Raw genomic sequence first — 15,835 nt, 5'->3', positions numbered from 1 at the left:
CTAATTGGTTAAAAATAACAAAAAAAACCTAGTCATCGAAATGACTAGGTTTGTTTAAATTAGCTGCAATTGAGCAAATGGCTTACTCAGCTACAGGATTAGCTTTTTTTGGTGGACGGCCACGAGGGCGACGAGGACGACTTGGTTTGTCCTTATCAGCTTTAGAATCTTCTGATTCACTCTCTGTCGGAGCTTCAGTTGACTCAGCAGCTTGTTCTTGAGCTGCTTTAGCTTTTGCCGCTGCTTTTGGCTGTTTCGCAATTGGAGCTTCTACTACAGCTTCAACTGGCGCTTCTTCTACGCTAGATGCCACCTCAGTTACTTGATTAAGCTCAAGCGGTTGTTGCTTTGATTCAACAAGCGCTTGTGTTTCAGCAACAGGAGCAACAACAGTTTCTTCTACTACAGGAGCAGGGGTAGCTAATTCCTCTTGAGTAGAGTGTTGTTGTTTCACTTGCTCAAATGCTTGCTCAGCAGCCAATTTTGCTAAACGGCGACGTTCACGTGGATCATTTGCAACACGTGGAGTCGGAGCTTGCGATGGAGTAAGCGGAAGCACTGGTGCTGGTTCTGCTTCTTCAGCTGGTTTATGGCTTGGAAGTTCTGCATCACGAGTTACCGGTTTTTTCTCTTCTGTTTCTGAAGTTACTTCAACTACCAAAGTACTTGCGTACTGTTCCGTAAACTTCTGCAAAGCACGATTAAACGTTGGTACTAAACCAAATTGTTCAATCAACACAGTGCAGTCTTCGCCATATACTTGACGAATTAAGCTACCAATTGTGTATTGTGCCAAAGTTGGAATTTGCGATGGCGTAACAGTTGGAGTAGCTGCTTTAGCTTGTTTAGCTTCACGTTGCTGACGACGACGCATACGAGGATCGTTGCTAGCACGTTGGATTTGAGGCTGAGTAGCTTCTTTAGTTGGTTGCGCTTCTTTTGTTTCTGCAACAACAGCTTTCTCTTCTACAACTGGTGCAGGAGTTGGCTCTTGAGCAACTTCAACAGGAGCCGCTTCAACATGTTCAACCTTTTGTTCAGGCGCTAGCGCAACAATTTCGCTTTGACCTTGGTCAACGTTGATGATTAAAGCTGTGTTCATGACATCATGTTTAGGTGCGTCAATTACATCCACTTTAACTTGTTTTTCATCAACAACTACTGGTGCCGCTGGCGTATTTTGATTTTCATTTAATACACTTGGATCGCGATGGCGATTTGGACGGTTTGGACGTTGTTGATTATTACGATCACGGCGTGGAACAACATTCTCAGTTTGTTGTACATCATTATTTTGATGTTGCTGATCTTGGTGTTGTTGACGCTTTTGCTGACGTTTTAATTCACGTTGCTCTTGGCGTGACAACTGAACCACTTCTTCATGAACTTGATGTTGTTGTTCATGAGCTTGGTGATGCTGTTCACGTTGCTCTTTATGTTTGCGCTTTTTGTTGTTCTGACGTTGTTGTTGAGATCTATCATCTTTTTCAACATGTTCACGAACTTCTTGTTTCACAGGTGACTGTGAAATATAAGCATTATTTGACGGAACTGGCGCAACTTCTGCAACAGGAGGTACAGCCACTTGACCAAACTGACCACGGCTAACAGCACCAGTATTTACCATTTGCTCAATCGCAGCTGCGGCATTTTGTGCTGAACGAGATTGATCAACAGTTTGCGCTTGTTTTTGAACAAATAAGTTTTCTAACCATGCACAAGGACTTGCCGCTTTTTGAGCTACAGCTTGCTGTGCTACAGGTTGACTTGCTTGGTTTGCTTTTTTCTGAGCTGGAGCATTATTTGAAGCTTGAGCTGTTGCATGTGCATGCCCGTGATCTGCTTCTTCTAAATGCCATTCAGAAGACTCATAACCTAGCTCTTTTTCGCTTGAGCGAGTTGCTTCAGTGCGTTCATAACTAGATGGAGCAAAACCGTCTGGGTTATAAGCAATTTCGTAATGCGGAGTTTCTAAGTGCGGGTGAGGTAATACAGTCACACGTACACCAGAAGTTTGCTCTAAATACACCAGACTATGGCGTTTTTCATTAAGCAAGAAGGCTGCAATTTCAACTGGAACTTCAACCTGAACTTCACCATGACGTTCACGAAGAGCAATCTCTTCAACTTTACGCATGATTGAAAGAGAAAGCGAACGTAGGTCACGAACCATGCCTGTACCATGACAGCGAGGGCATACATAACCTGTTGCTTCTTCAAGCGATGGACGTAAGCGTTGACGGCTCATTTCCATTAAGCCAAAACGAGACAACTGACCGAACTGGATACGGGCACGATCGCTTTGGGTTGCTTCACGAAGTTTTGCTTCAACCATACGTTGGTTGCGTTCTTTAGTCATATCGATGAAGTCGATGACAACTAAACCGCCAATGTCACGAAGACGAAGTTGACGAGCAATTTCTTCTGCTGCTTCAAGGTTGGTATTTAGCGCAGTTTCTTCAACATCATGCCCGCGAGTTGATTTCGCAGAGTTAATATCGATTGAAACTAAAGCTTCAGTCTGGTCAATCACGATTGAACCGCCAGATGGAAGTTTTACTTCACGCTCGTAAGCAGTTTGAATTTGGCTTTCAATACCAAAATGAGCAAACAATGGCTCATTTAAAGTATAAGTTTTTAATTTGTCTAATTGACGAGGCATGACTGCTTTAACAAAGTTATAAGCTTCGTTATAAGCTTGTTCGCTATCAATTAAGATTTCAGCAACGTCATCACGTAAGTAATCACGAATTGCGCGTGTTACAACACCAGCTTCTTGGTGAACAAGCATTGGAGAAGGGCCAGAGCTTGCTGTACTTTGAATTTGTGCCCAAAGGTCAAGTAAGTGCTGTAAATCAAGCTGTAATTCTTCTTGAGTACGGCCAATACCAGCAGTACGTACAATCACGCTCATGCCGCGAGGTACATTTAAAGAGGCTAAAATTTCTTTTAACTCTTCGCGTACTGAACCCGAAATTTGACGGCTGATACCGCCACCTTTAGGGTTATTTGGCATAAGAACTAAATAGCGACCTGCTAGAGAAATAAAAGTAGAAAGCGCTGCACCTTTATTGCCACGTTCTTCTTTTTCAACCTGAACTAAAAGCTCTGTGCCTTCAGTAATAAGTTCACGAATGTTTGAAGTCTGACGAGGATCTGCCTGGAAATAGCTATTCGCAATTTCACGCATAGACAAGAAGCCTTGACGGCCTGCGCCGTATTCAACAAAAACAGCTTCTAAAGAAGGTTCTACGCGGGTGACATGGCCTTTATAGATATTGGATTTTTTCTGTTCTCGGGTACGATTCTCTAAATCAAAATCGTAAAGACGATTACCAGTGATAAGTGCAACGCGAACTTCTTCGGCGTGAGTTGCATTAATCAACATACGTTTCATGGGTGTGACACCTAATAGTGACTCACACAAACAAACCAAACAAACTTAAAGGTTCTGAACGAACATCGAACATGACGGATCATTTCCCAGATCTCAAAATACTTGTGGTCTGAGTCATCTGTTACCGGCTACATTTAGCCTTAGCTTCGATTCTCGTCTGTGATGTAGGCAATACTGCTTCAACCTTTAAATCGGAATTCCTTTTTGCTTCACTGGCGGGTGAGCGGTGCATTGGTTAATGACTTTCACTGTCATTGGCCGCGAAGTGACTTCTTTATTGGAAGTTTGATACGGAATGCTCATCGTATCGGTGCTTTCGGCAGTTCCAATGCATCAACGCTTTAGCCTGAAGGCAACATTAAGGATCGATTTGTCTGATGTGTATCAGTTTACGTTCCATAACCAACTAGAGTTGGTAACATATTTTTTTGAACAAACTGAATTAAACGCAACAGTTTGTCATTTTGCCGATATAATAAGCCTTCGGCGTCGGCATAATTCTTTAGGACCAATCCGAGCTGGTGATGAAAGCATCATTTTGATTGAGGTTTCAATCAGGGAAAATTCCCATTAGATGTTCACTTACGGCGGTATCCGTGCGCTGACTATATCAAACCTTGCAGCATCTGCCTATGGGCTAAGCTTAGATTTCTTGTGAAAAAACTAAGCTAATCGGTCATTTATTAATCAAATTTCGTAAAATTTCAGGTTTAAATATTAGTATGAATTCTACACAGCAATGGCAAAGTGTCACTTGGTTTGAGGTGGATGAGCATCAAGCAGGACAACGAATCGATAATTTCCTGTTTTCACGTTTAAAGGGTGTGCCAAAGAGTCGAATTTATCGTTTGATTCGTGAAGGTCAGGTTCGCGTCAATAAAAAACGTATTAAAGCCGAGACCAAACTCGCAATTGGAGATCAAATTCGTGTTGCGCCTATTCGCTATGAACAAAAAGATGAAACAGCTGTTCCTGTAAGTGATGGTGTGGCACAAAGTTTGTTAAGCCGTGTGGTTTACGAAGATGAAGGTCTATTAGTTGTAAATAAACCATCTGGTATTGCTGTACATGGCGGCAGTGGTGTGGCTTATGGTTTGATTGAGGCACTACGTGCGGCGACAGGCAAAAAATATTTAGAACTTATTCACCGTATTGACCGTGATACTTCTGGTCTAGTCATGATTAGCAAAAAACGTAGCACTTTAAAATTGCTACAAGATATGTTGCGTGAACACAAAATTCGTAAGACCTATGCAGCTATTGTAAAAGGTCAGGTAAGTCTTGATAAGCAACTCATTGATGCTCCTTTATTCCGCTATGAGTTAGCCAATGGCGAGCGTCGTGTACGTGTATCTAAAGAAGGTAAACCAAGTAAAACTGAATGGGTAGTTGCAGAGCGCTTTAAAAATGCCACGTTGGTTCATGCTTCACCTTTATCAGGTCGTACACATCAAATTCGTGTACATGGTTTAAGTATTGGACACCCTTTGATTGGTGATGATAAATACGGGCACAACACAGCTTATGCAGGCCCTGAAGCACGCCGTTTGTGTTTACATGCGATGCGTTTAGATATTCCGGGTTATCCGACTATCGAAGCGCCTTTACCAGAAGACATGACCCAGTTATTAGATGCTTTGAGAGTAGCAAAATGAGTCTGAAAACAGAATTAGTGATTTTTGACTGGGATGGTACTTTATATAATTCTGTTGGTCAGATTGTTGCAAGTTTACAGCATGCGGCACAGCAGCATGAGTTAACTCTGACTGATGAAGCTGCAAAAAGTATTATCGGTTTAGGTTTACCCGAAGTGATGCAAACTTTGTTTCCAGAAGCGCCCGAGCTACATGAATCGATTTTAAAAGCATATGGTGATCACTATATTGCGAACTCGACTAGTGATGCATGGTTTGAGGGTGTTTCTGAACTACTCCATGATTTAAAAGCCCAAGGTTTAAAGCTTGCCGTAGCGACAGGTAAAAACCGTCGTGGATTAGACCGTGTGATTGCAAAAACACAAAGTACTCATCTTTTTGATGTGACTCGCGCAGCTAATGAAACTCGATCAAAACCAGATCCACTCATGTTGCAAGAAATATTAACAGTCACTGGGGTGAGTATTGAGCGTGCAGTCATGATTGGCGATAGTAGCTATGATCTTGAGATGGCGCAGCGTTTAGGGATGCCACGTATTGGTGTAGGCTATGGTGTGCATTCGATTGAAGTATTACAACAGTTCCAGCCTTTAACGATTGCTAAAGATGTACCTGAGCTACATAACTTTTTAAGAGAGTACGCAAAGTTATCTAATGCAGATGTAGCGTAATTTAGAATGATATAAGAAGGGGGAATTTATTCCCTCTTATTGTAAGTCCAATAACAATAAGATGAGAAAAATGAGCCGTTCTATTCGTTTATTAAATCTTTTACAACAACTCCGTGAATTCCGTTATCCAGTTACTGCCCAAGTCTTGGCTGAACGTATGGGAATTAGTGTTCGTAGTATTTACCGTGATATTGATAGTCTACGTGCACAAGGTGTGAGAATCGATGCATCGGCAGGTTTGGGGTTTCAGCTTAAAGAAGACATTGTATTACCACCAATGACACTCAATGAAAATGAAGTTGAAGCTATTTTTTTGGCACTGTATTGGTTAAAGAGTGTGCCTGACCAGTCTTTACAATCATCATCTACATCCATCTTAGCTAAATTAAATTCTGTTTTGCCTGAGCATCGCCAATATTTATTACAGCAAACGACCCTAAGAGCGTTTAACACATGGCTGCCTGTAGATGAAAATCGAGTCGAACAAGTGCGGTTAGCTATTCGGCAGCAAGTCAAAATTTCGATGCATTATCATGATGAACAACAGCGAAGTAGTGTTCGAACCTTGTGGCCTTTTGCTTTGGGATATTTTAATGACAAAATTGTGTTGGCCGCATGGTGTGAACTACGACAGGACTTTCGACATTTTAGAATGGATCGTATTCAACACTTAAGTTTAACCCAAGAGTTATATCCATCATTTAAACAACAACTGTTCCAGCAATGGTGGGCGCAAGAATCGCAAAAGACTACTGACAAAAAATGACAAAAGACCCTTGTAGACTAGCATCACGATAAACAAGGAGCCATAAAAAATGAGCCTTAAACTTTATACTAACAAAGAATCGCGTGGTGTGGTTGTCGACTGGCTTTTAGTCGAGCTTGGTGTTGAATGTGAGCGTATTGAAGTCGAATACAAGACTGAGATGAAATCACCAGAATATTTAAAACTTAATCCTTTTGGAAAAGTACCTGTATTGGTAGATGGCGATGTGGTTATTTATGAGTTGGGGGCAATTTGTGCATATCTAGCCGACAAGTTTAGTGACAAAGGTTTAGCACCAGCCTTGAATGATCCAAAGCGTGGTTTGTACTATCGTTGGTTGTTTATGATGGCAGGTCCTTGGGAAGCTGCTGGCGTTGATAAAGCTCTAGGAATAGAAGTAACAGCTGAGCAAAAAATGTTTGTTGGTTATGGTGATTATAACGATGCTTACCAAGCTTTGGTTCAAGGGGTAAGTGAAGCAAATCCATATTTATGTGGTGAACAATTTACCGCAGCAGATGTAAGTGTGGGCGCGATGCTGTTATGGCAATTAAAAATGAATGCGATTGAATCACACCCTACCATTACACGTTATGTTGAAACGATTAAGCAACGTGAAGGCTTAAAACGAAGCAGCATGGGCGAGTTACTGTAATTTATACTATTTCGAGCCACCCTTTAGGGTGGCTTTCTGTTTTTAACTCAAGCGTTTTAGTTACTGATAAAACCAGCAGCCACGTTAATACAAATTGCTAAAATTGTTGTGTTAAAGCCAAATGCCAGTACGAAATGAAATAAGTTTAGCAAACGCATATGCCTAGTCGTGACCGATACATCTGCTGTTTGTGCTGAAGTGCCAATAATATAACTAAAATATAAGAAGTCGGGATAAGTTGGATTTTTTGTGCCTGGAAACTCTAATCCGCCACTTTCTTCATTTCTCGATAAAGCCATATAAAAGTCATGTGCATAATGCAAGGCGAAAACTGTGTGCATAAAAAGCCATGCTGAAACAATTGTAAGTAAAGCTAAAGCAACGTGTCCTAATTTTGCATAATGGTCAGAAGGAAGCTGGGACAACTGTACTAAAATAGCAACTAAACACATAGAAATTGCCAGTAAAACAATCAGCATAATCACCCATTTGCTTTCATCTTGTTTTTTAGCTTGTTGCTGCATTTGAGAGTGATCTGCATTTTTCATTAGTTTGAAAACATGCAATAAATATAAGCCAATGGAACCATTCCAGCTGACTAATAAAATAGTAGACCATTTCCATGAGGTGAACCAAGTCAATAGAGTTCCGGCAATAACTCCCACAAATAAAGCAATAAAGAAGTGAGGTCGATTTCGCACGCTACGACCCAAATGCTTTAATAGTGCTACCATTTACTCGACACTCCATATGCTCTAGTAAATATTTTTTACTGTTTGGTTAATTTAACATTAAGTTTTATATATGCTTTATGCTTATTAATAATATTTTATAAATTAAAGATAATATATTTATTGAAAATTAAATTACTTCATTAAAGTATAAAATAAATATTAAATGCATTTATTTTATACTTTAATTTAGATTTTCTAACTAATTTATTATTTAAGAGTAAAAGTAGATTTAACTTTGGTGTTTAATCTTGATTCTTATCAAGATGAAATACTTTATTGAGTTGATCAATAAATCTTTTAACACCAACAGATTGTGTATTTTTACGATAACTCACAAATAAATCTAAAGAAGGTAATTCAACATCTAGAGGACGAACCACTGTGTTAGCAACGCCTAGCGGAGCAATATAGGCTGGTAAAATCGTGCATCCTAGTCCAGATCCAGCAGAATTAATGTTAAGTAAAATATTATCTGCCTTTTGTACAATATTGAGGTCAATATTATAAGTTTTAGTAAACTCTAAAATAGTATTGTGCAGGGTACTAGATTGTTCAGCAGCAGGAATAATGAAATCAATACCATTTAACGCTTTTACGGGGATACGTTCGTATTTGGCGAGGGGATGATTTCTTGGTAATAGAAAAATTAGAGGTTCTGTTAAAACAAATTGGCTTTGAATTTCATCAGTTTCAGTATTGTCACGAGTAAAGGTGATATCGAGTTCACCTCTTTTTAAGGCTTTGAGTTGCTCAGTATTGTTTAAGCTTGATAGTTCAATCGTAAGGTCTGGGTGTTGTAAGCGAAGATTTGGCAATACATAGGGGAAAATTTTCATTTCTGCAATGGGGACGAAACCAATGCGTAATAGCTGTTGTTTAGCCTTCGAGACTTGGCGTGCCAAAGCGACTGCCTTATCAGCTTGGGCTAGTGTTAAACGAGCATGTTCTAAAAATACTTCACCTTCTTCTGTTAATTCGACTTTACGTTTTGTGCGATTTAAAAGTCGTACTCCGACATCTTCTTCTAAATCTTTAATTTGTTGGCTAAGGGAGGGTTGCGCGGTATAGAGTTTGAGAGCGGCCTTACTAAAATTTAATTCTTCAGCAACAGTGATGAAATATCGAAGATGGCGTAATTCCATAAGACTAATCCAAAAAATGTCTTACTATGATTTAAGTAAAGTATAAAGCATAAAAGTATATAGCGTGAAGATGCTTTAGATATTTATAAAATAAATGAAAATTTATAAATCATTATTAATTTAATATGAAAAATTTTTTAATTATTAATTTATAAAATATATTAATCCAGCTTCACAATCAAATTTATTTTAAATTCTAGTCATAAATTTTAATTACTCTTGAAAAATAATATGTAATTTTCTCATATTATGAAAAAGACTATTATTTGTAGAAGCTTTGATAGGAGGAAATCTTTGTATAGTTGTGTATCAATAGTATTTTGTTAATAAATGTATCGCTTGTATGTTGCCGTATTTTCCGATTTTTATGCATATCAAAAAAGTCAGCAATTTTATAAAAATTGATTAACTGAGATAAAAACAATTCCTCCTTTCGTTATAGGCGGCTTATTATATAGGATTGTTATGTTATACAGTAGCTTTTAATAAACACTGTAATTAATGAATCACAAACTCAACATATCTAGACATTCTTTTGTGGCAGTTTAGATTGATGTGTGTGGGTGGCGATGAAAATAAAAGGGATATTTATATGATAAATAAATGTAAGTTTCATAGCTTAATTTATTTAAATCGCTAAGATAGAAGACAGTATGATTCATCCTCTCGATGCTACAACCATAGAATAAGCCCATGAAAGACAAGCCGACATTAACGTATCAATTGCCGACTCAGTCCTGTTGGACGCATACTTGGATAAAGCCGCCTTTTTGCCATCCTGAATTGGGCCACGAAAAAGATACTCGTTTTTATAATCAGCAGCCTAGGTCACCAGCACGGGGATCGAAAGAGCTATTACGCTGGTTAGTTACCCGTGAATCTTATACATGGAATGTAGATATTCAACACGAATACGAAGCGCGTATTAATACACCAATTGCGTTGCCACAAAATCGCCCTCATGCGGACTTAGATGATTGGCAAGTTTGGTTTGTCGGTCACGCGACTGTACTTATTCAAATTGGACCATATAACTTTATTACTGACCCAGTATGGTGTGATTATGCGAGTCCACTGCATGGTCGTGGTCCACGCCGTGTATGTCCAGCAGGTTTTGCCTTGGAACAGTTGCCAACTATTCATGGAGTTTTACTGAGCCATAATCATTATGATCATATGGATTTAGCAACGCTTGAATGGCTACATAAAAAATTCGCAATGCCGATTTATACAGGGCTAGGTAACGGGTTTTACTTGCCTAAAGAGTTCCATGTCATTGAAATGGACTGGTGGCAGGAAATTCCTTATCACGAGTTAAGAATTGTTTATACACCTGCTCAGCATGGTTCGGGACGTGGTTTACGTGACCAAAATAAAGCACTTTGGGGCGGGTTTTCGGTTTTAGCAAAAACGGGACATTGTTTTTTTGCTGGTGACACTGGTTATGCAGGACATTTCAAACAAATTCATGCACGTTATGGGGCACCGCGTGTTGCTTTACTTCCAATTGGAGCTTATGAACCTCGTAAACTAATGAGCTATGTTCATATGAATCCTCAAGACGCAGTCCATGCACATTTAGATTTACAAGCCCATCGTTCCGTTGCGATTCACTATCGAACCTTTCAGTTAACAGATGAAAATCGTGAAGATCCAGAGCATGCTTTAGCTCACGCTATTAAAGCTTCCTCAAAACTTGCTAATCCTTTTTATTGTATTCGAGAAGGGCATAAATTGACTGTCTAGAACCTCAATATTGTATATAAAAAAGCCAGTTCAATGTGAACTGGCTTTTTTGATTTTGACTTAAATTAAGCTAAGTCAAAACGGTCAAGATTCATGACTTTTGTCCATGCTGCAACAAAGTCTTGAACAAATTTTTCTTTACCATCGGCTTGAGCATAAACTTCTGACAAGGCACGTAAAATTGAGTTTGAACCAAAAACTAAGTCATTACGTGTCGCAGTAAATTTGACTGTACCTGTCTTACGGTCTTTGCCTTCAAATACTTCACTTGTTGAATCAACAGGTGCCCATACATTCGACATGTCGAGTAAGTTTGTAAAGAAATCTGTGCTGAGTACACCCACTTGCTGAGTGAATACACCATGTTGTGAATCATCCCAATTGGTGCCCAGTACACGTAAACCACCAATTAATGCAGTTAACTCTGGTGCAGTCAAAGTCAGTTGCTGAGCTTTATCAATCAATAAGATTTCAGCTGGTGTATTGATACCTTCTTTCTTCCAGTTTCTAAAGCCATCAGCAGCGCCGAGTAGCAATTGGAAAGTTTCGATATCAGTTTGACTTTGTAATGCATCAACACGACCAGGAGCAAATGGAACGCTAATGTTAAAGCCTGCCGCTTGAGCAGCTTGCTCTACACCCACGTTACCTGCAAGCACAATTAAGTCAGCCAATGACAATTGGGTCGATGCTTTGAGCTCTTCAATTTTAGTTAAAGTCTCAACAGCTTTTTTATTGACTTCCCAACCACGTTGAGGCGCTAAAGCAATGCGTGCACCGTTTGCACCACCGCGTTTGTCTCCACCACGGAATGTTGATGCTGATGCCCAACCAAGAGAAACTAACTCACCAGCAGATAATCCTAACGCAGCAATTTTTGCTTTTGCATCAGCAATGCTTGCAGCAGATGGTATAGCGCTAGCAGCAGGTAATGGGTCTTGCCAAATTAAATCTTCAGCAGGTACTTCAGGGCCTAAATAACGTGCTTTTGGCCCCATATCACGGTGAGTTAACTTGAACCATGCACGAGCAAATGCATTTGCGAATGCTTGAGGGTCGTCATGGAAGCGACGAGAGATCTTTTCAAACTCAGGGTCAAAACGTAAAGTCAAATCTGTAGTCAGCATAGTTGGCTTACGTTTAACTGACGGATCGAATGGATCAGGAATAATCGCTTCAGCATCTGCTGCTACCCATTGAATTGCACCAGCAGGTGAGCGTTCTTGTACCCATTCATATTTGAATAGGTTTTCAAAGAAGTAATTGCTCCATTGTGTTGGAGTCTGTGACCAAATCACTTCTAAACCTGAAGTGATCGCATCTTTACCAACACCTGTACCAAAGCTATTTGACCAGCCAAAGCCCATTTGTTCAATTGGAGCACCTTCAGGATCAGCCTGAACATGGTCAGCAGGGGCTGCACCATGCGTTTTACCTAAGGTGTGCCCGCCTGCAATCAAAGCAACAATTTCTTCATCATCCATTGCCATGTTGCCGAAAGTCGCACGAATAAATGGAGCAGCCGACCTTGGGTCACCACTAGCTTCTGGACCTTCAGGGTTCACATAAATTAGACCCATTTCGGTTGCAGCAAGATTACTACCTGCCAAAGCTTCAGAGTTACGGTGAGCTAACCATTCTTTTTCATCGCCCCAGTTTACATCGTTATCTGGTTCCCAAACATCTTCACGACCTGCACCAAAACCAAAGGTACGGAAGCCAGAAGATTCAAGTGCAATGTTCCCAGCAAGAATAAATAAATCTGCCCACGATATTTTTTGACCATATTTCTGTTTAACTGGCCATAATAAACGACGTGCTTTATCTAAGCTCGCATTGTCAGGCCAACTATTTAATGGTGCAAAACGTTGTTGACCACGACCTGCACCACCACGGCCATCACCCATGCGATAGGTACCCGCAGCATGCCATGCTAAACGAATAAATAAGCCTGTGTAATTTCCCCAATCGGCTGGCCACCAGTCTTGGGAGTCGGTTAATACATTTTTGATATCAGCTTTAAGGGCGTAGTAGTCAATTTTTTTAAATTCTTCACGGTAATTAAAATCTTTACCAAGTGGATTAGAGCGTTCTGAATGTTGATTAAGCAAGTCAACACGTAATTGATTTGGCCACCAGTGTAAATTAGTCGTGCCACCACCGAGGGCTACTTGTGGTTTTGAGTTATGACCTGAAAAGGGACATTTTGATTCGTTTGACATGATTATATTCTCTCTGGGTAATATTTATTTGAGCTTTAAATGGAACCGAATGCTCATTTTCCTGGACTTCTGGGTTAAAAAATTATGTGTAGCGAATAAAGAAATGAGAGAAGAAGTGGTGAAGTAAACTGTTTAAATTTTTTCACTGTTATGTCAGCTCATCATTTTTATTCAATACTACATAAGTTTCCTTTGTTTATTATTCCTTCAATTTACTGCATGAAGACTAAAAAACAAGAGGGAAAATGGTTCGACTTTTGCAAATAATGATGCATAGCATGAGCTCCTTAATCATTGAAACATCGCAATATCTTTCAACTTCGTTCTTTAAATATACTAAAATCTGAATATTTATTTTTCAAATGGATTAAATTGTCTATATTGATAGGTAAAACCGATTTCAAGAGTTAAGCAAAATTATTGAGTACAGTAAATGAGAGTTTGAAATAAAGAGAAAATCCAAAAAATAGTTCAATAAAAAAGGAGAGTTAAAACTCTCCTTTTAAAGTATTTATACGGTGACAAGACGGTTAGATTTAACCATATCGGCTAAACCATGCGTTTTAAAGTAGTACTCAAGCCAGCTTTTTACAATAAGCGGGTTATTCATTTTCATCACATCATCAAGTAATTTTTGAGCATCTGTCATGGGTACATGACAAATTGCTTTACGGACACGTAAGATGTTGCTTGAACTCATAGAAAGGGTATTAAAGCCCATTGCCATCAGTAAGATTGCGGACAAAGGATCACCTGCCATCTCACCACAAATACTTACCGGTTTTTGGTATTTGTGACATTCCTTCACTAGTCGGGTCAAGGCACGCAAAATGGATGGATGGAAGTGTGAATATACGCTGGCCACATGCGGGTTATTACGGTCTACCGCAAGTAAGTATTGAGTTAAATCATTTGAACCAACCGAGAAGAAATCAACAAGCTCTGCAAACTCATCAATTTGTAGCAGTACGCTTGGTACCTCTACCATAATCCCGATTTTTGGTTTAGTAATTTTAACTTGCTCTTCTTCTTGCACAGCGATCCAATCACGCTCAAGTAAATAAAGCACTTCTTCGACTTCACTTACTGTTGTCACCATTGGCAATAGAATATGCAAGTTATTTAAACCAATACTGGCTTTGAGCATTGCACGAATTTGCGCCGAGAAAATCTCTGGATGATCAAGCGTAAAACGAATACCACGCCATCCTAACGCCGAGTTTTCTTCTTCAATACTGAAGTATGGCAAGTCTTTATCGGCACCAATATCGAGAGTTCGCATGACCACTGGTTTATTGGCAAAGTGGCTCAACTGTTGACGATAGATAGCACGCTGTTCTTCTTCACCAGGGAAACGTTCCCGTAACATGAATGGAATTTCACTTCGGTATAGACCTACACCTTGCGCGCCACGTTGTACGCCGCGAACGACATCAATCATGAGACCTGTATTTACATAAAGTTGAACAGATACACCATCTGGAGTAATCGCCTCTTTGGTCTCGTATTGCTTGAGATCTTTTGCGATTTGCTCATCTTCTTTTTGAATTTCTTTATAACGTTGACGTAAACGACGTGGCGGGTTTACAAAAACTCGGCCCTGATAAGCATCCACAATCATTTCTGCATCATCAAGCGTGTTAACAGGTAGTTCAGTGACACCAACCACTGTTGGAATACCCAATGCGCGTGCCACAATTACCATATGCGAGTTAGCAGCACCTTCGGAGGTTACAATAGCAGCGATATTATCGACCGGTAACTCGACGAGTGCAGCAGTACTAATTTCTTCACCAATTAAAATACTGTCTGGACTGAGTTCACGGTGGCTAGAATCTTCTTCTTGTAAACACGCTAAAATACGTCGGCCTAAATCTTTAAGGTCGGAAACACGTTCGCGAAGATAGTCATCTTCCATTTGTGCAAATAGGGCGGTGTGTTTTTCAATGACACGACGTACAGCACCTTGTGCCCAATGACCATCACGAATCAGATCTTTAATTTCTGCGGGTAATGCATTTTCATCTAGCATTCTTAAGAAAACGCTAAATAAAGCGCGTTCTTCTGCCATGAGTGAATCATGCATTTTTTCGTCTAAAGAACGAATCTCTGAACGAACTGATGAAATCGCTTGATCTAAAAGGCGAAGCTCATGGCTAATATCTTCTGCTTCACGGTCAGGGACAGCGCCCAAATCGGCAGGTGGATACAAAATAATAGCGCGACCTAAAGCAACACCACCTGCACCTGACGCACCTTGGAAGGTTTTATAGGCAGGCCCATTACTTGGCTTACGAAATACATCGATGTTGCCAACCGCGTGAGCATGCGCAATCACCCCAGAAAGCTGAGCACAGAGCGTAACTAAAAATGATTCGGCTGCTTCGCTAAAGTCTTGAGGAAGTCTATTTTGGACAACTAAAACGCCCATAACTTTACGACGGTACATGACAGGTACGCCGAGGAATGAGTTATAAATTTCTTCGCCCGTTTCAGGTAAATACAAGAAGCGCTCATGTTTTGGGGCATTGTCAAGGTTAACAATTTCTTCACGTTGCCCAACCAAACCGACCAAGCCTTCACCTATCTGCAATGAGACATGACCAACAGATTCTGGATTTAAGCCTTTTGAGGCCATCAAGACGTAACGCTGGTTGCGTTCATCGAGTAAATAAATAGAGCAAACATCCACTTTCATGGCCTCAGCAACCTGATTGACCATAATGTCTAACGATTCATGCAAACTCACGGACGCATTAATCTCTTGGACAATGCGTCTTAGAGTGTCGAGTTGCATGTTTGACATGGATGTATACTCCAGTATTTTTTAGACTATGAATGTATTTA

10 protein-coding genes are annotated in these 15,835 nt (G+C 40.0%); 5 read left to right on the top strand and 5 right to left on the bottom strand.

From position 1 onward, the window contains the following. Window positions 1–82: 82 nt before the first annotated feature. Complete coding sequence (locus F985_RS06235; protein ID WP_004698942.1) at window positions 83–3,397, bottom strand: Rne/Rng family ribonuclease; 3,315 nt, start codon at window positions 3,395–3,397, stop codon at window positions 83–85. 722 nt (window positions 3,398–4,119) lie between these two features. Here F985_RS06235 and F985_RS06230 point away from each other — a divergent pair. From F985_RS06230 to F985_RS06215, 4 genes are all read left to right on the top strand, one after another. Beyond that, window positions 4,120–5,052 carry an RluA family pseudouridine synthase gene (locus tag F985_RS06230; protein WP_004698941.1) on the top strand — a complete coding sequence of 311 codons (933 nt, stop codon included), beginning with the start codon at window positions 4,120–4,122 and terminating at the stop codon, window positions 5,050–5,052. After that, complete coding sequence (locus F985_RS06225) at window positions 5,049–5,723, top strand: HAD-IA family hydrolase (RefSeq protein WP_004698940.1); 675 nt, start codon at window positions 5,049–5,051, stop codon at window positions 5,721–5,723. Before F985_RS06230 ends, F985_RS06225 begins: the two co-directional genes overlap by 4 nt. Window positions 5,724–5,793: 70 nt before the next feature. Continuing rightward, complete coding sequence (locus F985_RS06220; protein ID WP_004698939.1) at window positions 5,794–6,489, top strand: helix-turn-helix transcriptional regulator; 696 nt, start codon at window positions 5,794–5,796, stop codon at window positions 6,487–6,489. 49 nt (window positions 6,490–6,538) lie between these two features. Next, complete coding sequence (locus tag F985_RS06215; protein WP_004698938.1) at window positions 6,539–7,144, top strand: glutathione S-transferase family protein; 606 nt, start codon at window positions 6,539–6,541, stop codon at window positions 7,142–7,144. Between the two features lie 56 nt (window positions 7,145–7,200). On the opposite strand, the gene F985_RS06210 is transcribed toward F985_RS06215, so the two are convergent. Next, window positions 7,201–7,878 (bottom strand): DUF1345 domain-containing protein, encoded by a 678-nt coding sequence (locus F985_RS06210; RefSeq protein ID WP_004698937.1) that lies wholly within the window; start codon window positions 7,876–7,878, stop codon window positions 7,201–7,203. 242 nt (window positions 7,879–8,120) lie between these two features. Next, window positions 8,121–9,020: a DNA-binding transcriptional regulator HcaR gene (gene hcaR / locus F985_RS06205; RefSeq protein WP_004698936.1), complete on the bottom strand. Its 900-nt coding sequence runs from the start codon at window positions 9,018–9,020 to the stop codon at window positions 8,121–8,123. Between the two features lie 693 nt (window positions 9,021–9,713). Between hcaR and F985_RS06200 the strand changes: the two genes are divergently transcribed. After that, window positions 9,714–10,766, top strand: a complete 1,053-nt coding sequence (locus F985_RS06200; RefSeq protein WP_004698935.1) for an MBL fold metallo-hydrolase — start codon at window positions 9,714–9,716, stop codon at window positions 10,764–10,766. A gap of 65 nt (window positions 10,767–10,831) precedes the next feature. On the opposite strand, the gene katG is transcribed toward F985_RS06200, so the two are convergent. Both katG and ptsP read right to left on the bottom strand, forming a co-directional pair. Next, the gene (gene katG / locus F985_RS06195) at window positions 10,832–12,988 is read right to left on the bottom strand and encodes a catalase/peroxidase HPI (RefSeq protein ID WP_004698934.1); all 2,157 of its coding nucleotides are present in this window, start codon (window positions 12,986–12,988) and stop codon (window positions 10,832–10,834) included. Between the two features lie 511 nt (window positions 12,989–13,499). After that, complete coding sequence (ptsP, locus tag F985_RS06190) at window positions 13,500–15,794, bottom strand: phosphoenolpyruvate--protein phosphotransferase (RefSeq protein ID WP_004698933.1); 2,295 nt, start codon at window positions 15,792–15,794, stop codon at window positions 13,500–13,502. Window positions 15,795–15,835: the final 41 nt, after the last annotated feature.

The sequence above is a fragment of the Acinetobacter seifertii genome, from assembly GCF_000368065.1.
GTDB lineage: Bacteria > Pseudomonadota > Gammaproteobacteria > Pseudomonadales > Moraxellaceae > Acinetobacter > Acinetobacter seifertii.
The sequence above is the reverse complement of the archived record's forward strand: the minus strand, read 5'-3'. Positions and strand labels throughout refer to the sequence as shown.

Excerpts from the sequence above, each read along its gene's own strand:
- F985_RS06235 (WP_004698942.1), bottom strand. The coding sequence starts at position 3,397 with ATGAAACGTATGTTGATTAATGCAACTCACGCCGAAGAAGTTCGCGTT.
- F985_RS06230 (WP_004698941.1), top strand. The coding sequence starts at position 4,120 with ATGAATTCTACACAGCAATGGCAAAGTGTCACTTGGTTTGAGGTGGAT.
- F985_RS06225 (WP_004698940.1), top strand. The coding sequence starts at position 5,049 with ATGAGTCTGAAAACAGAATTAGTGATTTTTGACTGGGATGGTACTTTA.
- F985_RS06220 (WP_004698939.1), top strand. The coding sequence starts at position 5,794 with ATGAGCCGTTCTATTCGTTTATTAAATCTTTTACAACAACTCCGTGAA.
- F985_RS06215 (WP_004698938.1), top strand. The coding sequence starts at position 6,539 with ATGAGCCTTAAACTTTATACTAACAAAGAATCGCGTGGTGTGGTTGTC.
- F985_RS06210 (WP_004698937.1), bottom strand. The coding sequence starts at position 7,878 with ATGGTAGCACTATTAAAGCATTTGGGTCGTAGCGTGCGAAATCGACCT.
- hcaR (WP_004698936.1), bottom strand. The coding sequence starts at position 9,020 with ATGGAATTACGCCATCTTCGATATTTCATCACTGTTGCTGAAGAATTA.
- F985_RS06200 (WP_004698935.1), top strand. The coding sequence starts at position 9,714 with ATGAAAGACAAGCCGACATTAACGTATCAATTGCCGACTCAGTCCTGT.
- katG (WP_004698934.1), bottom strand. The coding sequence starts at position 12,988 with ATGTCAAACGAATCAAAATGTCCCTTTTCAGGTCATAACTCAAAACCA.
- ptsP (WP_004698933.1), bottom strand. The coding sequence starts at position 15,794 with ATGTCAAACATGCAACTCGACACTCTAAGACGCATTGTCCAAGAGATT.